17 protein-coding genes are annotated in these 18,080 nt (G+C 70.5%); 12 read left to right on the forward strand and 5 right to left on the reverse strand.

The window, feature by feature from the left end; translation table 11 throughout:
• The first annotated feature begins 18 nt into the window (after window positions 1-18).
• Window positions 19-528 carry a peptide deformylase gene (def, locus tag OHB44_RS17315; protein ID WP_330437555.1) on the forward strand — a complete coding sequence of 170 codons (510 nt, stop codon included), beginning with the start codon at window positions 19-21 and terminating at the stop codon, window positions 526-528.
• Here def and OHB44_RS17320 read toward each other — a convergent pair.
• Complete coding sequence (locus OHB44_RS17320; RefSeq protein WP_330437556.1) at window positions 525-1,295, reverse strand: sulfite exporter TauE/SafE family protein; 771 nt, start codon at window positions 1,293-1,295, stop codon at window positions 525-527. The two genes, def and OHB44_RS17320, sit on opposite strands and share 4 nt — an antisense overlap.
• Before the next feature lie 183 nt (window positions 1,296-1,478).
• Between OHB44_RS17320 and OHB44_RS17325 the strand changes: the two genes are divergently transcribed.
• The 4 genes from OHB44_RS17325 (at window position 1,479) to OHB44_RS17340 (ending at window position 6,271) form a co-directional block, all read left to right on the forward strand.
• A complete protein-coding gene (locus OHB44_RS17325; RefSeq protein ID WP_238685661.1) occupies window positions 1,479-2,258 on the forward strand; it encodes an endonuclease/exonuclease/phosphatase family protein in 780 nt (259 codons plus the stop codon).
• Window positions 2,259-2,365: 107 nt separating this feature from the next.
• On the forward strand, window positions 2,366-3,166 hold the full coding sequence (locus OHB44_RS17330; RefSeq protein WP_330437557.1) for an alpha/beta hydrolase: 801 nt from the start codon (window positions 2,366-2,368) through the stop codon (window positions 3,164-3,166).
• A gap of 225 nt (window positions 3,167-3,391) precedes the next feature.
• On the forward strand, window positions 3,392-5,497 hold the full coding sequence (locus tag OHB44_RS17335; protein WP_330437558.1) for a M14 family zinc carboxypeptidase: 2,106 nt from the start codon (window positions 3,392-3,394) through the stop codon (window positions 5,495-5,497).
• A gap of 93 nt (window positions 5,498-5,590) precedes the next feature.
• Entirely contained in the window at window positions 5,591-6,271 is a 681-nt protein-coding gene (locus tag OHB44_RS17340) for a fasciclin domain-containing protein (protein WP_330437559.1), read from the forward strand.
• Window positions 6,272-6,277: 6 nt separating this feature from the next.
• Here OHB44_RS17340 and OHB44_RS17345 read toward each other — a convergent pair whose 3' ends face one another.
• A complete protein-coding gene (locus OHB44_RS17345; protein WP_330437560.1) occupies window positions 6,278-7,267 on the reverse strand; it encodes a tyrosine-type recombinase/integrase in 990 nt (329 codons plus the stop codon).
• 123 nt (window positions 7,268-7,390) lie between these two features.
• On the opposite strand from OHB44_RS17345, the gene OHB44_RS17350 reads away from it, so the two are divergent.
• Together OHB44_RS17350 and OHB44_RS17355 are read left to right on the forward strand one after the other, a co-directional pair.
• The gene (locus OHB44_RS17350; protein ID WP_330437561.1) at window positions 7,391-8,149 is read left to right on the forward strand and encodes a hypothetical protein; all 759 of its coding nucleotides are present in this window, start codon (window positions 7,391-7,393) and stop codon (window positions 8,147-8,149) included.
• Window positions 8,150-8,336: 187 nt separating this feature from the next.
• Window positions 8,337-9,989, forward strand: a complete 1,653-nt coding sequence (locus OHB44_RS17355) for a DUF885 domain-containing protein (RefSeq protein WP_330437562.1) — start codon at window positions 8,337-8,339, stop codon at window positions 9,987-9,989.
• Between the two features lie 76 nt (window positions 9,990-10,065).
• Here the strand turns inward: OHB44_RS17355 and OHB44_RS17360 are convergent, their stop codons facing one another.
• Window positions 10,066-10,212: a hypothetical protein gene (locus tag OHB44_RS17360; RefSeq protein WP_330437563.1), complete on the reverse strand. Its 147-nt coding sequence runs from the start codon at window positions 10,210-10,212 to the stop codon at window positions 10,066-10,068.
• 110 nt (window positions 10,213-10,322) lie between these two features.
• On the opposite strand from OHB44_RS17360, the gene OHB44_RS17365 reads away from it, so the two are divergent.
• A complete protein-coding gene (locus OHB44_RS17365; RefSeq protein ID WP_330437564.1) occupies window positions 10,323-10,763 on the forward strand; it encodes a hypothetical protein in 441 nt (146 codons plus the stop codon).
• Between the two features lie 61 nt (window positions 10,764-10,824).
• Here OHB44_RS17365 and OHB44_RS17370 read toward each other — a convergent pair whose 3' ends face one another.
• Window positions 10,825-12,423 carry a beta-N-acetylhexosaminidase gene (locus tag OHB44_RS17370; RefSeq protein WP_330437565.1) on the reverse strand — a complete coding sequence of 533 codons (1,599 nt, stop codon included), beginning with the start codon at window positions 12,421-12,423 and terminating at the stop codon, window positions 10,825-10,827.
• Window positions 12,424-12,636: 213 nt separating this feature from the next.
• Between OHB44_RS17370 and zwf the strand changes: the two genes are divergently transcribed.
• Window positions 12,637-14,016 (forward strand): glucose-6-phosphate dehydrogenase, encoded by a 1,380-nt coding sequence (gene zwf, locus OHB44_RS17375; protein WP_266302511.1) that lies wholly within the window; start codon window positions 12,637-12,639, stop codon window positions 14,014-14,016.
• Between the two features lie 58 nt (window positions 14,017-14,074).
• Here zwf and OHB44_RS17380 read toward each other — a convergent pair whose 3' ends face one another.
• Window positions 14,075-14,752: a TetR/AcrR family transcriptional regulator gene (locus tag OHB44_RS17380; protein WP_330441245.1), complete on the reverse strand. Its 678-nt coding sequence runs from the start codon at window positions 14,750-14,752 to the stop codon at window positions 14,075-14,077.
• A 101-nt stretch (window positions 14,753-14,853) separates the two neighbouring features.
• Here OHB44_RS17380 and OHB44_RS17385 point away from each other — a divergent pair, with 101 nt between their 5' ends.
• The 3 genes from OHB44_RS17385 (at window position 14,854) to OHB44_RS17395 (ending at window position 18,033) form a co-directional block, all read left to right on the forward strand.
• Entirely contained in the window at window positions 14,854-16,281 is a 1,428-nt protein-coding gene (locus tag OHB44_RS17385) for a DHA2 family efflux MFS transporter permease subunit (RefSeq protein ID WP_266302510.1), read from the forward strand.
• A gap of 181 nt (window positions 16,282-16,462) precedes the next feature.
• On the forward strand, window positions 16,463-17,911 hold the full coding sequence (locus OHB44_RS17390) for an OFA family MFS transporter (protein WP_330437566.1): 1,449 nt from the start codon (window positions 16,463-16,465) through the stop codon (window positions 17,909-17,911).
• Entirely contained in the window at window positions 17,908-18,033 is a 126-nt protein-coding gene (locus OHB44_RS17395) for an MFS transporter small subunit (protein ID WP_266302508.1), read from the forward strand. Before OHB44_RS17390 ends, OHB44_RS17395 begins: the two co-directional genes overlap by 4 nt.
• Window positions 18,034-18,080: the final 47 nt, after the last annotated feature.

Consider the following 18,080-nt stretch of genomic DNA (forward strand, 5'->3'; position numbering starts at 1 on the left):
GGCGATACGCTGAACCCCATGACCATGCGGCCCATCCGGATCATCGGCGACCCAGTCCTGCGCACCGGATGCGAACCGGTCACCACCTTCGACGCCGAGCTGCGGGCCCTCGTCACCGACCTGATGGACACCCTGCTCGGCGCCCCCGGCCGCGCCGGCGTCGCCGCACCGCAGATCGGCGTCAGCGCCCAGGTGTTCGTCTACGACGCCGACGGGCACCGCGGCCACCTCATCAACCCCACCCTGGAGCTGTCCGACGAGCTGCAGGACGACGAGGAGGGCTGCCTGTCCATTCCCGGGCTGTACTTCCCGACCGTGCGGGCCCTGCACGCCACCGCCCACGGCGTCGACCAGCACGGCGAGCCGCTGACCATCGCCGGCAGCGGATTCCTGGCCCGCGCCCTGCAACACGAGACCGACCACCTCAACGGGCGGCTCTACGTCGACACCCTGCGCGGCGACACCCGCCGCCGGGCCCTGCGCGAGATCCGCGCCGGGCGCTTCGACTCACCCAGCCGCCTCGGCTAGCTCACCCACTGGTCGTGGCCCAGCTTCGCGACCAGGGCCACCACCACGACCAGCAACACCACCCGCACGAACCCGGAACCGCGGCGCAACGCCATCCGCGCCCCCAGCACCGCGCCGGCGATGTTGCACACCGCCATGCCCGCGCCCAGCAACCACCACACGTGCCCGGTCACCCCGAACACCACCAACGCGCCCAGGTTCGTCCCCGCGTTGACGACCTTCGCCATCGCCGAGCCGTGCACGAAATCCGCGCCCACCAGGGCGGTGAACGCCAACACCAGGAACGTGCCGGTGCCCGGACCGATCAACCCGTCGTACAGGGCGATCGCCACCCCGGCCACCGCGATCACCATCGCCACCCGCAGCGGGGTGCGCTTCGCCGGCACCGCCACCACCCCCATCCGGGGACGCAGCAGCACGAACACCGCCACCGACACCAGCACCACCAGCACGACCGGCCGGTACGCCGACGCCGGCACCGCCCCGGCCAGCGCCGCGCCCACACCCGCGCTGAGCACCGCGAACCCCGCCGCCGGGCCCGCCACCCGCCAGTCGACTGTCGTCCTGCGGGCGTACGTCGCCGCCGCCGTGGCCGTACCGAAGATCGCGGCCAACTTGTTCGTGCCCAACGCGGTGGCCACCGGCAACCCCGGGGCGGCCACCAACAACGCCGGCAGCAGCAACAACCCGCCACCACCGACCACGGCATCGACCCACCCGGCCATCGCGGCGGCGGCCAGCAGGGTACTCAGCGTCACGGCGTCCACGGGCAGCAAGTCTGCCCACCCGACGCGCCCCGGCGGCACCCGAGTGGCCAGCCTCACCCGGTCACCGACCCCGCGTACGCCGCAACCACACCCCCAACGCTCCGACCGCCACGAACACCAGCATCGAACACAGCAAGACCTTCACCACCGGGCAACCATGCCACGGGCACGTAAGGTGCAGGAGTGCGCCTGGCCACCTTCAACCTGCTGCACGGACGGTCCCTCACCGACGGGCTCGTCGACTCCGACCGACTCGCCGCCGCCATCGGGGCCCTCGACGCCGACGTGCTCGCCCTTCAGGAGGTCGACCGCGACCAACGCCGCAGCGGCCACCTCGACCTCACCGCCATCGCCGCCCGCGCCCTCGGCGCACCGCATCACCGCTTCGCCGCCGCCGTCGTCGGCACCCCCGGCGAACAGTTCCGCCCACTGCGCCACGACGACGACGGCCACGGCGAACCCTGCTACGGCATCGGGCTGATCAGCCGACACCCCGTACGCAGCTGGCAGGTCACCCGCCTCAAGCCGGCGCCGGTGCGCTCACCGGTCTACGTGCCCGGCCCCCGCGGCGGCCTGATCCTGCTGCACGACGAACCCCGCGTGGTCCTCGCCGCCGTCCTGGACACCCCGCACGGCCCCCTCACCGTCGCCGCGACCCACCTGTCCTTCGTGCCCGGCTGGAACGCCCGCCAACTACGTCAGACCGTCCGTGCCCTGCGCGCGCTACCCGGGCCCCGCGTCCTGCTCGGCGACCTCAACCTGCCCGCCGGCGCGGCCCGGCTCATCTCCGGCTGGCACCCCCTGGGCCGACGCCCCACCTACCCGTCCGGGCAGCCCCGCGTCCAACTCGACCACATCCTCGCCGACCGGCACGCCCTCGACCAGCTCCCACCCGTACGCGCTGTCACCGCGCCCGCGTCCACCATCTCCGACCACCGCCCCCTGCTGGTCGACCTCGGCTGAACATCATCGCCCAACCGGCCGCATCGCGGCTCACGAATGTCTAGGGTGGGCTCGCCGACACCACGCTGTCGCGCCATCGCCACCCCCGACACCACAGGGAGCTGACCATGAGCGACACGCCGGACACGATCGTCCTCATCCACGGGTTCTGGGTCACCCCCCGCAGCTGGGAACACTGGGTCACCCACTACCAGGACAAGGGCTTGCGGGTGCTCACTCCCACGTACCCCGGGCTGGAAGGCGAGGTCGAGGCGATCAACGCCGACCCCAGGCCGTTGGAGACGCTGACCGCACCACAGATCATCGCGCACCTGTCCGAGGTGCTCGACGCGCTGCCCACGCCACCCATCCTCATGGGCCACTCCGCCGGCGGGGCGTTCACCCAGGTGCTGCTCGACCGCGGCTACGGCGCCTCGGCGGTCGTGCTCAACTCGGCACCCACCGAAGGTGTCACGGTGACCCCCCTCTCACAGCTGCGCTCCACCTTCCCGGTGCTGCGCAACCCCGCCAACCGGCACCGGGCCGTCGGGTTCACCTTCGAACAGTGGAACTACGCGTTCACCAACACCTTCGACGAGCAGACCGCCCGCGCCCTGTACGAGCGCTACGCCATCCCCGCCGCCGGCGGCATCCTCTGGGACAGCGTCCTGGCCAACCTGCTGCCCGGCCCCCAGGACATCGCCGTCAACTACCGCAACGACCAGCGCGCGCCGCTGCTGTTCATCTCCGGCTCGGAAGACCACATCATGCCGCCCAGCGTGCAACGCGCCAACGCCGCTCACTACAAGGGCGACACCATCACCGAGGTCGAGCTCTTCGAGGGGTACGCGCACCTGCTGCCCGCCCAGCAGGGCTGGCAGCGCATCGCCGACGTCGCCCTCGACTGGGCTCTGCGCCACGCCCGCTGACCGCGACGCCTCACCGCGCCGACCGTTCGGCCTGCCGCTGCCCCGGCTTCCTGAACCGGCGCATCCCCGCGCCCCGGACACCGCGCCTTCCTGAAAGCCGAGTCGATCAAGGGTCGGCGGGGGAGCGGACCGCCAAGTCGCAAGATTCCCTCAAGATCATTGCATCGACGGACCTCGACAACCATGCTGGTCGACACGCGCCACGATCAACTCGTCGGAGGCCACATGAGACGCCAGCGACCCACCCTCATCGCCGTGTCCACCCTCATCGCCGTCACCCTCACCACCGCAGCCACCCCCGCCAACGCCCACAACGCCGCACCACCCGACCAGGTCACCGCCCTCACCGCACACCAGGCCGACGGATACACCACCCTCGCCTGGCAACCCGTCGACGGCGCCACCGACTACCAGATCGAACGCACCCCCGTCGACGCCGACAACACCCCCACCGGCACACCCACCATCGTCGGCATCTGGCGACCCAACCGCCAGATCAACCAACAGGCACCCACCTTCGCCGACGCCGGCTACAACCCCGGCGACACCTTCCAATGGCGCGTACGCGCCCGCACCGGCACCACCGAACAGCCCTACTCCGAACCAGTCACCGCCACCACCACCGCACCCTGGGGCAACCCCACCACCCCCGGCGAGCACCTACGCACCGGCTGGGAAACCACCCACGCCGCGCAGTACACCAGCGACACCGACGAGTACGCCTACACCGCAGCCATCGACGCCCTCAGCGACCGCGTACGCGTCGTCGAACTCGGCCGCACCGTCCAGAACCGACCCATCAACATGCTCGTCATCGGCCACCCCACCCCGGCGGCCACCCCGCAAGCCGTCGCCGCCACCGCACCCGTGGCCATCAACTGCAACGTGCACGGCAACGAACCCGGCGACCGCGAAGCCTGCCTCATCATGGCCCGCCAACTCGCCTTCAGCACCGACCCCCGCATCACCGACCTGCTCAGCCACACCACCGTCCTGATCGTCCCCACCATCAACGGAGACGGCCGCGCCAACAACACCCGCGGCAACTCCACCGGCCAGGACCTCAACCGCGACTACTCCCTGATCCGCCAACCCGAGACCACCGCGTACATCACAATGGTCCGCGACTACCGACCCGTCGCCGGCTACGACGGCCACGAGTTCGGCAACTCCCGCGCCGGCGACCTGCCGATGCTGCCCCCACGGCACCAGAACGTCGCCCAACCCATCTTCGACCAGTCCCAGGACATGATCGAAGGCCACATGTACGCCAAGGGCGCCGAAGCCGGCTGGTGGGCCTGCCCCTACGGTTGCGAAGGCGGCGGCAACGTCGGCCTCAGCGAAGAGACCATCCTGCGCAACACCCTCGGGCTCAAGAACGTCACCAACTCCCTGCTGGAACTGCGCAGCTCCGGCGGCCAGACCCGTCCCGACGAGGGCAACACCGCCAACAACCGACGCCGCAAGACCTACTCGGCCCTGTGGACGTTCCACCAGTTCCTCGACTACCACCGCGCCGACCGCGCCGACATCCTGAAGGCCCGCAGCGAAGCCATCGAATCCCAAGCCGCCAACACCGGCCGACTCGTCTTCCGCGGCTCCCGCCCCATCCCCGCCCACCCGGCACCGCACCCCGGCGACAGCCCACCACCACTCGACGCGCCCCCCGCCGACCTGATCCTCGACACCCCGCCCTGCGCCTACAAACTCACCGACGCGCAGTACAACGGCGCCCGCACCGACGGACCCGGTGGCATCGGCACCACAGTCGCCCAGCGCATCGCCGCCCACGGCTGGAAGGTCATCACGATCGGCGACGAGCACTACGTCCCCCTCAACCAACCCGAACGCGGCCTCATCCCCCTGCTCCTCGACGGCAAGGGCGTGGAGAAGCTGACCGACGGCGAACGCGTCTACCCCACCCTCACCGGCCGCCGCAACGGACCCCTGACCGTCACCGGCTTCACCTGCGCCGACGACGCCACCATCAACGGCCCGGTCACCGTCCGGGCCGGCGCGGCACTCGTCACGACAGCAACGACAATCAGCGGCCCACTCACCGCCACCAGGGCCGCCGGCATCCTGCTCGCCGACAGCACCATCAACGGCCCGGTCCGCATCGCCACCACCGACACGATCTCCATCATCGACGCCACCATCGCCGGCCCCGTCGACCTGTCCGGCAACACCACCGGCACCGACGCACCCGTGCTGGCCGGCACCACCATCCGCGGCCCGCTCAACTGCACCGCGAACAGCGCCACCCCGACCAACCTCGGCATCGCCAACACCGTGCACGGCCCCCGCACCAGCCAGTGCGCGGCACTGTGACCGACAAGTAGCGAGCCATCACGCCGGCGGCGCGGGCCCCACACCCGCGCCGCCGGCACCTCACCAGCAACCCCCGCACCCGTGGAGGCCGCCGTGTCGCACCCCGCCACCCCACAGCGACAACCCCGACGACCCCACGGCGCTCGGCGCGTCCGACGGACGCTCGGCCTGCTCGTGCCGACCCTGCTGCTCGCCGCCTGCACCGGCAACCCCGCAGCTCCCCACACGGATGCCGCGCCCGCGAGCACCGCACCCCAGCCCACCGGGCCACTCTGCGCCGCCCTGCCCACCGGCACCGACCCCGGCAACCCGAGCTTCCTCGCCGGGCAACCCGTCGACCAGGCGCTGCGCTGGATCCCCACCCTCACCACGTTCGAAGCGGCAGTGCGCACCAGCGGCGTCCTCACCGACCTGCCCGCCGCCGACGGCGTCACCCTCCTGGCCCCCTCCGACGACGCCTTCGCCGCCACGTTCTCCGAGGACAACTGGGACGACCTCATGACCCACCACACCGACCAGCTCCGCACCCTGCTGAAAGCCCACCTCATCACCGGAGCCCACCCGATCACCGACCTCACCACCGCCGGCACCGCCACCACCCTCGACGGCGTCACCGTCACCGTCACCCGCACCGGGCCCACCGCCCGCCTCGGCGACCGCGCCGACACGGTCTGCGCCGACTACCAGGCCACCAACGCCCGCATCCACATCATCAACGCCGTCCTCGGCCCCCTGCCCGTCACCGCCGACGGCACCGGCCACCGCGCACACTGACCACCCTCACCCGGGCGGCACCAGACCCGCCAACGCGCGGTTGGTCCGGTTGGCGCGGACCGCGTCACGCTGCTGCCCGGCCGTCACCTCGATGTACGTCTGCGACGACGCCAACGACGCGTGCCCCAACAACCGCATGATCTCCGCCGCGCTCGCACCGTCCTCCGCCAACCGGGTAGCGAAGGTGTGCCGCAGCGCGTGCAGCCGCGCACCACGCGGCACCCGGTCGCCGATGCCGGCCCGCCGGTAACACGACTCGACGAGATACTGCAGGCCACCACGGCGCAACGGCTCACCACGCCGATCCACCAGAAACGGCGAGTCGGGGCGTACCGACCGCGAACCGAAGCGCCGCACCCGACTGTCCAGGTAGTCCCGCAGCACCCGATCCAGATCCGCCTCGATCGGCACCACCCGAGGCCGCCCACCCTTGCCCGCCACCTCGACCCGCCGCTCACCGGCCCGGCCGCCCAGCGAGTCGACGCGCAACGCCAGCAGCTCCGACAGGCGCAGCCCGGCGCAGAGCGCCACCGCCAACACCGCCAGGTCGCGCTCCGGCCACGGGTCGCGTTGACGACCGTCCTCGCGCGCGGCGGACGCGAGCAGCACCTCGGGGGTGTCCGCGCCGCGCAGCGGCTTCGGCTGGGGGAGTAGCGCCCGGGGCCGCCCGACCGCCGGCATCGGGTTGCCCGCCACGAACCCGTCAGCGACCAGGAACGTGAAGAAACTGTTCCAGGTGGACCAGGCCCGATGCACCGACGCGGGTGCCCGGGGAGCGGCGAACCGGGCGAAGGCCGCCCGCATCACACGGGGGGAGAGGTCGGTGATCGACAGCGCGTCGAGGGGGAGGGGAGTGGCCTCCGCGACCAGGGCCGCGACTGCGTGCAGATCCCTGCGGTACGCGGCCAGGGTGTGGGGGGAGGGCTTACGGGTGGCCCGCGCGGTCAGGAACTCCTCGATCAGCACCACGAGCGATTCGTCCTGTTTGTCATGCATAAGGGATATTATGCAGCAATTTCGCGTATCCGGGAAGCGGTGAGCCAGGGGGAGAGGGGGACCTCATCCCGAACCGCCACGAGTACGGCTGGAGCTGACCGAGAAGCACGTAACGTGCGCGGCATGACGTCGCTCGCCGCCACGTGTCCCACCTGCGGTCGACCCGGCACACCCATCGTGTACCGGGACCTCGACGGTCCGACGGATCTGGTCTGCTCCGAGGGGCACCAGTGGCGGGCCGCTGGCCGAGCCGGGTGGGCTCCATACGCGTCACCCGCCGCCGTCGACAGCGGGACGCGGGACACAACGATCCCGACGGAGCCCAGGGACGTCAGCAAGGACGGGCGCAACTGGCGGCTCGGCACGGCCAGCGACGTCGCCTGGCTCGCCGGGCGCACCACGCAGGGTCTGTCGGTCACCACGGCGATCCCGCCGATATACGAGGCGTACGGCACGTTCCACCGGCCAGAGGATGTCGAGTTCCACGCCCACGAACGTGCGGTGATCGACGAACTGGTGTCGTGCACGTCGGATCAGCCCTGGTGGCTCGGCTTTCTCGACACCGGCGCCCACGACGTCGTCTTTCCGAGCGCCGCGAGGGTGTCCCTCTACGGGGACTGGTCCTACGTGTTGGTCCAGGCCGGACCGGAACAGGCTCTCGCCTGGCGTGTCGGTCACATGCGCGGCAGCGACGGTGCGCTGCCCGACCTGTTCTTTCCGGCGGATCGCTCCTGGCTCGTCTCGGCCCTGTGGGACGACACCTGGGCCGACGTCGGCGCCAGCCTTGCCGTGCTGACGATCCTGCGGCGCAACCCGCTGGTCAACGCGCGCCTCGTCGGGCCGGACGAGGACGCGTGTCCGCCCGGCCTGATGCGCGACTGACCCCTGTCGCCAGGCCGAGAGGGGACCCTCGGAACGCGCTACTTTACATAATGTGCATTATCGAATCGCGCCTCGGTGGGGTCGAAGCAGCCGAGCAGACTGATGTCAGTTCTCATTCGTCCTGCGCCACTCTCACCAGCTTGCTTCTGCACCACGGCAGCTGGGGCAAGGTCCTAGCATTGGCGGCGTGATCGAGGACTTCGCGGATCGACTCCTGTGCGACACGGCTGGCCTCGACCCCTGCACAGCGGTCGTCGACGCTGGCGAGCAGGATGTCGACGGGCTTACCGACTACGGCCCGGAGGGCCACCAGGCCCGCGCCGACCTCGCAGCCCGCGCCCTGCGCGAGCTGGAGAGCTTGGGCGATGCTCTTCCGGCTGCGGGCCCGTTGCACGCCCACCTCGCCGAGCGGCTGCGTACGCGTCTCGCCTTCCACGACGCTGGAGAGGACCTGCGCGAACTGCACGCCGCGGCCACCGGTCCGCTCCAGCTCATCCGCCAGGCCGTCGAGGCCGCGGTTCCCGTCCGCGGTGCCGAGGGCGCGGCCTTCGAGGAGGGTTGGGCTCGTGTCGGCGCACGTATGGCCGCGATCCCCGCAGCCCTGGACGGGTACGCCCGCAGCCTCCTACTCGCCGCGGAGCGCGGCAATGTGCCGGCACGGCGTCAGGTGGAGCTCGTCACGCAGCGCTGCCGCAACTGGATCGACGACGATGTCGCCCTGGTGGACCGCTACGGCGAGGGGCGTCAGCGGGCGTCGTTGCAGGCTGCAGCGACGGGCTCGCGAGAGGCGTACCAGAAACTGGTTGGGATGCTGACCGCGGACCTGGCACCGCGGGCCGTTGAGCAGGAAGCGTTCGGTCAGCAGCGGTACGCACTCTGGGTGCGTACCTTCCTCGCGGCCCAGCCTGATCTGCGCGAGCTGTACGACTGGGGCTGGGACGAGTTCAGAGCGACAGAGGCTGAATTGATCGCGGAGGCGAAGGCCCTGGGCGGGAGCGTGCCAGAGGCGCTTGCCCGGCTCAACAGCCCCGACGCACCCGGTGCCCTGCACAGCAGGGAGGCGTTCGCTGCGTGGCTGCAGGAGCTGTTGGAGGCCGCCACCGAGCGACTGGACGGTGTGTACTTCGACATCCCCGCCCCGCTTCGGCACATCGAGTCGCGGTTGACAACGTCGTCCGGCATTGCCTACACCGGGCCGTCGCGGGACCTGACCCGGCCGGGTCGGGTCTGGTGGTCCGTCCCCGAGGACGCAGCGAGTTTTCCCACCTGGTACGCCTACAGCACCGCCTATCACGAGGGAGTTCCTGGTCATCACCTCCACCTTGGCTCCGAGGTCTGCCGGGGTGGCCTGGGACAGCGACTCAACCTGCTCGGCGGCCTCTCCGGCAGCCAGGAGGGCTGGGCGCTGTACGCCGAGCGGTTCATGGATGAGCTTGGGCTCTACGAGCAGCCGGGTGCTCGAATGGGGTACCTGTACATGCGGCTGCTGCGTGCCGCGCGGGTCGTGCTCGACATCGGCCTGCACCTGCGACTGCCGATGCCCTTTGACGACGGAGCCGCGTGGACGGCGGACGCGGCGCTGAAGCTGTTGCGGGACCGCTGTCATCAGGGGCCGTACGCATCCGCCGAGCTCGCGCGTTACCTGGGCCGGCCAGGGCAGGCGCTGGCTTACAAGGTGGGTGAGCGCGTGTGGCTGGCCGGCCGGTCGTCCTTTCCCGGTGACCGGCGCGCATTCCATGGTCAGGCGCTGGAGTTGGGTTCGCTGGGCTTGGATCAGTTGACTGCCGCTCTTCAAGGTGAGCGTGCACCACTCACGCGTCGTGGTGAAACACGTCAGTGACCGCGCTGGTAGCGGCAGAGCGTTGGTGTCTGACCAGTCTGAACCAGTGCTGGACCCGCTCCCCCAGCTTGGGCAGTCAGGTCCGCGTGCGGCGTGGCCAGTCCTGGGTGAGTGATCGCAGCAGGGTGGGTTGTTCGTGCGCCAGGTGGTGCCCTGCCGTGTCGATCACGGTGTAGGTGCGAGGTTGGGCCGGGACGCCGGACATGAAACTGGTCTGCGTCATGGCCGTCCGGTGTCTACAGTGGTGCGCTCTGGCCGCCGCGCGTTCACCGCGAACCGCGGGGTCGCACATCATCACGGGGGAACACCTTGACGAGTAAGCCTGTCCGTATTGTGGTTGGCCTGGTCGCGACCGTCGGCCTCGTTGTGGGCTGCCAGCCTGCCGAGAAGGAGAGCGCGGGGGCCGGCGCGCCGTCGCCGACCGGGGCGCCCAGCCCGACCGTCGACGTGGCGGCGAACAGCAAGCAGGTCTGCGACGCGAGTCTCGATTTTGTCAAGAAGCACTACGTCGCGATGGCCGACGACGCGATCGCCGCGATCGACAAGCCGGTCAGTGCCAAGGAGGCGGGCGCGAAGGTTCGCGGCCACTACACCGCGCTGTTGCAGGACCTCAAGACGGCGGCGCCGACTGCTGCCGACGTGCAGGTGCGGACCGCGTTGGAGACCCTGGCCGCGGGCGTGGAGAAGCACCTGGCCGGTGCGAAGGCCACCGAGATCGAGGCGCCGGATCTCGACCCGCCGCTGAAGGCGTTGGACGCCGCCTGCGGTCGCTGAGGGTCGTGGGCGCCGGCCGACCCGGCCGGCGCCCACGATCAGCGTGCGACGGGGGTGCGGGTCAGATCCAGGGCACCTGCGGGGACGGGTAGAAGTCGACCTGTTGCAGTCGCCAGCGGGGTGCCTGCTCCCCCAGCCGGGTTCGGAACGATTCCCAGTCGTGGCTGGCGGTGGTGGACCAGCCGAGTTCGGCGATCGCGGGTAGGCGGGGGAAGGCCATGTATTCGATGTCGTCCAGGGTGCGTAGCGTCTCGGACCACAGTGGGGCCTCGACGCCGAGGATGGCGTTCTCGCCGACGCCGGTGACGCGGGTGGCGGGGTCCCAGCCGTAGGCGTCGGACACCTCGATCAGGCCGGCCCAGCGGAGGCCGAGGCGGGTGTTGGCGTCGTACTTCATGTCGAGGTAGGCCTTGTTCGCCGGCGACATGATGATCTTGTTGCCGCGGGCGGCGGCCGCGGCGAGGCTGGCGTTTGTGGTGCCGGTGCCCCAGAACTGGGCGACGGCGTCGGTGGGCAGGTCGGCCTGGGTGATCTCGTTCCATCCGGAGGCGCGCTTGCCGTACTTCGCGACCAGGGGCAGGACCCGGTTCATGAAGGTGCGGTAGTCCTCGTCGGTGGTGGCGTGGGCTTCGTCGCCGCCGACGTGCAGGAATGGTCCGGGGGTGATGGCGGCGAGTTCGCGGATGACGTCCTCGACGAAGCGGTAGGTGAGTTCGTCGTTGATGCACAGCGAGCTGTAGCCGACCGCGATGTCGGTGCGCGGGGGCGGTGCGACGCCGTCGCAGTTGAGTTCGGGGTATGTCGACTGGGCGGCGTTGGTGTGCCCGGGCATGTCGATCTCGGGGATGATCGTGATGTGTCGTGCGGCGGCGTAGGCGACGACGGCCTTGTAGTCGGCCTTGGTGAGGTATCCGGGGCCGACGCCGTCGACGCCGGTGCCGGGTCCGCCGCCGACGGTGGTGAGGCGGGGCCAGGAGTCGATCTGGATGCGCCAGCCCTGGTCGTCGGTGAGGTGCAGGTGCAGGTAGTTGATTTTGTACTGGCTGAGCAGGTCCACGTAGGCGGTGATGTCGTCGACGGTGTGGAAGTGGCGTGCGAGGTCGAGCATCGCGCCGCGGTAGGCGAAGCGTGGGTAGTCGATGATTCGTCCGCCGGGGACTGTCCAGGTGGTCCTCTGCCGGTCGGGTGCCTCGATGTCGGCGGGGAGCAGTTGGCGCAGGGTCTGGGTGCCGGCGAACAGCCCTTCGGGGGTGTTGGCGCGGATCGTGACGCTGCGGCGGGTGACGTCGAGTTGGTAGCCCTGTTGGCCGATGCGGTCGTCGGCGCCGCCGATGAGCAGGGCGATCTCGGGTAGCGGGGTGGAGCGTGCGGGCAGGACGGGCAGGGGGTGGCCGGTGGCGGGGCGCAGTGTGGTGGCGAGTTGGTGACCGATGCGCCGGGCGGCGGCTGAGCCTGGGGTGGTGCGGATGACGGTCAGGGGGGTGATCCGGAAGGTGTTGTGCGCGTCGGGGTGGGTTTCGACGGGTGCGGGGATGACGTCGCTGAGGTGTCGGGTTGGTGCGGTGGGTGTCGCGGCGGTGGCGGGCGCTGTGGGCAGGATGACTGGTAGCGCGAGGGCGGCTAGGGCCAGCAGCCGTGTGGTGGTGTGTCGGCGACGCACGGTACCTCCAGGCCTCATGGTGATCGACCTTCGTCGATTAGAGTCGCAGGCTACCGGCGTTTCGCCTGTACTGTAAACCTTCCTTAACATAAGGGCTTGTCGAGACAGTGTTGTCGCCGACCTCACGTACGCCGCACGCTGGGGAATTCCTGGAGTGGGTCGTGCCGTTGTCCGTTCGGAAGATCAGGCTCGGATGATCGAATGGGAAGTGCCATGCACGTGCGCTCAGACGCGGTAGTGCTGTTCGGCGTCACGGGAGACCTCGTCTCGAAGAAGCTGTTTCCGGCGCTGTACGAGTTGACCCGGCGCGACCGCCTCGACGTTCCGGTGATCGGCGTGGCCCGCTCCCCCTGGGATGATCAGCAGTTGGTCACCATGGCCCGCAAGTCGGTTGCCGAGGCCAATGACGAGATCGACGACGAGACCTTCGATCGGCTGGCGGACAACCTTTCGATGATCTCCGGCAACTACGCGGACCCGACGACCTACCAGCGGCTGGCTGAGCGGCTGCGCGACGCCGAGCGGCCGTTGTTCTACCTGGCGATACCTCCGGCGGTGTTCGGCTCCGTCGTCGAGGGCCTGGCGGCCGTGGGTCTGGCCGACCGGGGTCGGGTGATCGTGGAGAAGCCGTTCGGGCGTGACCTGGAGTCCTCCCGCGAGTTGGATCGCACCCTGGGCGCGGCCTTCGCGCCGGAGCGGGTGTTCCGCATCGACCACTACCTCGGCAAGGAAGCCGTCGAGAGCCTCTACGCCTTCCGGTTCGCCAACCGGCTGTTCGAGCCGCTGTGGAACAGCGAGCACATCGACAACATCCAGGTGACCCTCGCCGAGGGGTTCGGCACCCAGGGCCGGGCCGGGTTCTACGACACGGTGGGCGCGACCCGGGACGTGTTGCAGAACCACATCCTTCAGGTCGTGGCGCTCATCGCGATGGAGGCGCCGGCCAGCGAGGACACCGCGGCGTTCCGGGAGGCGGAGGCCGCGGTGCTGCGGCAGGTCGCGCCGCTGTCGCCGGAGTCCACCGTCCGGGGGCAGTACGCCGGCTACCGCGACGAGCCCGGTGTGGCGGCGGGCTCGAACACGGAGACGTTCGTGGCCACCCGGTTGACTGTCGACTCCCCCCGCTGGGCGGGCGTGCCGTTCTACCTGCGCACCGGCAAGTCCCTGCCGGGGACGGCGACGGAGGTCGTGGTCGAGTTCAAGCAGCCGCAGCGCTCGCTGATCCCCGCCGAGCGGGGCACGGCGAGGGCCGCGAACCTGCTGCGTTTCCGCCTGGGGCGCGGTGACGGCATCACCATGTCGATCCAGGCGAAGAGCCCGGGTGCCGAGGTGGCGAGCCGTCCGGTGGATCTGTCCGTCGACTTCGGCGCGGCTCTCGGTCGCCGGCAGGAGGCGTACGAGCGGCTGCTCGACGACGCGATGGACGGTGAGCACCTGCGCTTCGCGCGTGCCGAGACGATCGAGCAGGAGTGGCGCATCGTCGAGCCGATCCTGGATCTGCCGACGGCGGTGCAGTCGTACGAGAAGAGCAGTTGGGGTCCGGCGGACGCCGAGGCGTTGGCTGGCGGCTGGCACCTGCCGGACCTGCGGTAGCGGCGGGCCAGGGCCGGGCCGGTCACGCCCGCACCGCTGGTGAGCGGTGCGGGTGGGATCACCCGGTGGTGCGGGTCGCCGGGCGGATGCCGCGGATGCCGGCGACGGCGAACTCGATGCCCAGGTTGTAGTAGCCGTCCCGGTCGCCGCAGAGGGTGAGTGCGTCGGCGGCGGCGAGGATGTGCGGAAAGCGCTGCGGCGCCAACGCTTGCAGCGCGGCCCGCTTGGCGCGGATGGCGTCGGCGCGGGTGTCCGGGTCGGTGCTTCCCATGGCGCCGGGTTCGGTGGCGACGAGGGTCACCAGGGAGCAGAGGGCCTGGCTGCCGATCTCGGTGGCCTGCTCCGGGGGGTAGCCCGCCCCGTGGAGCAGGGCGAGGATGCGCTCCACCAGGATCAGGCCCGGCTCGGACAGCAGGATGCGGGTGGGGACGAGCCCGGCGACGGTGGGGTGTGGGCGTAGCGCGGCGAGGCAGGCGGCCAGGATGGCGCGGACCTGCTCGTCCCAGGGCGCGGTGGTCGGCTCGGGCAGGCGGATGTTGGCGAGCAGGCGTGCGGCGAGCGCGTCGAGCAGGTCGCCCTTGTCCCGGAAGTGCCGGTAGAGCGCCATCGGGGTGACGCCGTGCTCCTGGGCCAGCCGACGGATGGTGATCGCGGACAGGCCCTCGGCGTCGGCGATGCGCAGTGCGCTCGCGACGATCGCGGTGGGGTCGAGACGCTGCGGGGTGTCCTTGCTCATACTGACCACCAGCCCAGTGTACTACGTACACAAGGCGGTATACGTTGTAGATGTACGGCGTATACCGCGTCGTGCGACGCCCTCTCTCCGATGAGGTAGGCATGCGACGTAGTCCCTGGGCAACTCTGGCGGTGCTGTCGGTAGCGCAGTTCATCGTCATCCTCGACGTGACGATCGTGAACGTGGCGCTGCCCAACATCCAGGCCGATCTGAGTTTCACCGCTGACGACCTGCAATGGGTGATCAGCGCGTACACCCTGCTCTTCGGTGGTTTCCTGCTGCTGGGCGGTCGCGCCGCGGACCTGCTCGGCGCCCGCCGGATCTTCATCGTCGGTCTGGCGCTGTTCGGGGCCATGTCCCTGCTCGCCGGACTCGCTACCTCGCCCGGCCTGCTGATCGCCGCGCGCGCCGTGCAGGGCCTGGGCGGCGCGTTGCTCTCCCCCGCGGCGCTGGCCATCCTCACCGTCACGTTCGCGCACGGACGGGAACGCAACATCGCCATGGGCATCTGGGGCGCCCTCGCCGGGCTCGGCGGCACCCTGGGCGTGGTGGCCGGCGGCCTGCTCGTCGACGCGCTGAATTGGCGGTGGGTCTTCTTCGTCAACGTACCGATCGTCATCGCCCTCGTGGCGATCGTGCCGACCTTCGTGGCGGCCGTACGGCACTCCCAGCCCGGCCCCCGAACCTTCGACGCGCTCGGCGCGGTCCTCGGCACCACCGGTCTGCTCGCCGTCGTGTTCGGCGTGGTCCGGGCCGAGTCCGCCGGCTGGGGCTCGGCGCAGGTGCTCGCCACCCTCATCGGCGGGGTCGCGCTGCTGGCGGTCTTCGTCGGCGTCGAGGCGCGCTCGGCCGCGCCGCTGGTACCGCTGCGGCTGTTCCGCTCCCGGGCGCTGAGTGTCTCCAGTGGGGCGTTGGCGCTCAACGGCGCCGCGTTCCTGTCGATGTTCTTCCTCACCGCGATCTACCTGCAGCAGGTACGCGGCGCCTCGCCGCTGACCGCCGGCCTGCAGTTCCTGCCGATGGGCGCGACGGCCATCGCCGGCGCCGCCCTCGCCACCCAACTGGTACACCGCCTCGGCACCCGCACCCTGCAGATCATCGGCGCGCTGCTCAGCGTGATCGGCCTGCTGCTGCTCAGCGGGGCGAGCGCCACCGGCTCCTACGCCGGCGAGCTGCTGCCCGGCCTGCTGCTGTTCGGTCTGGGTATCACCACGCTGGGCGTACCCGCCCAGATCTCCGCGATCTCCGACGTCGAGCACCATGAGGCCGGCGCCGCGTCCGGTGTGGTCACCGCCGTGTACCAGGTCGGCGGCGCGCTGGGGTTGGCCATCGTCACGACGCTGTCGGTCACCCACGTCACCGACGCGCTCAGCCGCGGCGCCGGTCAGCAGCAGGCGCTGGTCGACGGGTTTCACCGTGGCCTGTTGATCGCCGCCGTCTTCGCGATCGTCAACCTGGCCATCTCGCTCGCCACCCCACAACTGCGCCCCGACGCCGAGCGGGTCGCCGAGGCGGCGGTCGCGGCCTGAGCCGGTGCGCCGCTGGAGGCCGGCCGCGCGCCGGCCTCCAACGGGCGCCCGTCGCGCGGACGCTGACTGACCGCTCAGCTCAGCGGAACGACCGTCCGGCGACGGTGAGGTTTGCCGCTTACGAGTGCTGTGGGCACGTTGGGGGCGACGTTTCTCGTCCTCATCGGAGAGGAAGCAGCGCATGCTTTCCGCACTCGATCGTCGGCACACCGTCGCGCCGCCCGGCTACAGCCGGTGGCTCATCCCCCCGGCGGCGTTGGCCATCCACCTCTGCATCGGTCAGGTCTACGCGACCAGCGTCTACAAGAACTCCCTGATCGCCCACTTCGACACCAGCCAGACGGCGATCGGGGTGATCTTCAGCATCGCGATCGTGATGCTCGGGTTGTCCGCCGCGGTCGCCGGGACCTGGGTGGAGGCGAACGGGCCGCGTAAGGCCATGTTCGTCTCGGCCTGTTTCTGGGCGGCGGGTTTCCTGGTGGGCTCGTTGGGCATCGCCACGAAGCAGCTGTGGCTGCTGTACCTGGGCTACGGGCTGCTCGGCGGCATCGGGCTGGGCATCGGCTACATCTCCCCCGTCTCCACCCTGATCAAGTGGTTCCCGGACCGGCCGGGGCTGGCCACCGGGTTGGCGATCATGGGGTTCGGTGGTGGGGCGATGGTCGCCTCTCCCCTGTCGCGGCAACTGCTGTCGTTCTACGACGCCGGCTACGACCCGGCCAACGCGGGGTCGACCGCGTCGGGCAGCGCCCTGGTGTGGCTGTTCGTGACCCTCGGCCTGGGCTACTTCGTCATCATGATGTTCGGGGTGGCGAACGTGCGGGTGCCGGCGCAGGATTGGCGGCCGGCCGGCTTCGACCCGGCCAGTGTGGCGGCGAAGCCGCTGGTCACGACGGCGAACGTGTCGGCGGCGAACGCGGTGAAGACCCGCTCGTTCTGGTTGCTGTGGGTCGTGCTGTTCTGCAACGTGACCGCCGGCATCGGCATCCTGGAACAGGCCAGCCCGATGATCCAGGACTTCTTCCGCGACAACGGCACCTCGGCGGTGACCGTCGCGGCGGCCGGCGGGTTCGTGGGTCTGCTGTCGCTGTTCAACATGGCCGGGCGGTTCGTGTGGTCGTCCACCTCGGACATCATCGGCCGCAAACCGATCTACCTGGTGTACCTGGGTGTCGGCATGGTGCTCTACGCGCTGCTGGCGCTCGTCGGGCAGACCTCTACGGCCCTGTTCGTGCTGTTGGCGTGCGTGATCCTGTCGTTCTACGGCGGTGGCTTCGCGACAGTGCCGGCGTACCTGCGGGACCTGTTCGGCACCTTCCAGGTCGGTGCGATCCACGGTCGGCTGCTGACCGCGTGGTCGGCGGCGGGGATCGCCGGCCCGCTGATCGTCAACGGGTTCCTCGACGCGCAGGGCGAGCCGGGCTCGCTGACGGCCGCGGCGTACCGCCCGGCGCTGTTCACGATGGTGGCTGTGCTGGCCGTGGGCTTCGTGGCGAACCTGCTGGTGCGGCCGGTCCCGCAGCGCTACCACGAACCGTCGACGGAGCAGAGGGCGCAACAGGGCGCCGATGAGGACGCGGATCGGGACGTGGACGGGGACATGACAACGCAGAGGAGTGGTACGCGATGAGTGAGGACAGCCGACCCGGGCAGCAGACCCGGTTGTGGATCTCCTGGTTGGTGGTGGCGGCGCTGCTCGGCTACGGGGTCGCCCAGACCGTGGTGACCGCGGCGAAGCTGTTCACCCACTGAGCCGGATCCGGCGGTCTCCGACGGCGTGGACGCCCGGCGGGTTTCCG

Origin of the sequence: Micromonospora sp. NBC_00821 (assembly GCF_036347035.1) — a bacterium.
Taxonomy (GTDB): Bacteria; Actinomycetota; Actinomycetes; order Mycobacteriales; family Micromonosporaceae; genus Micromonospora; species Micromonospora hortensis.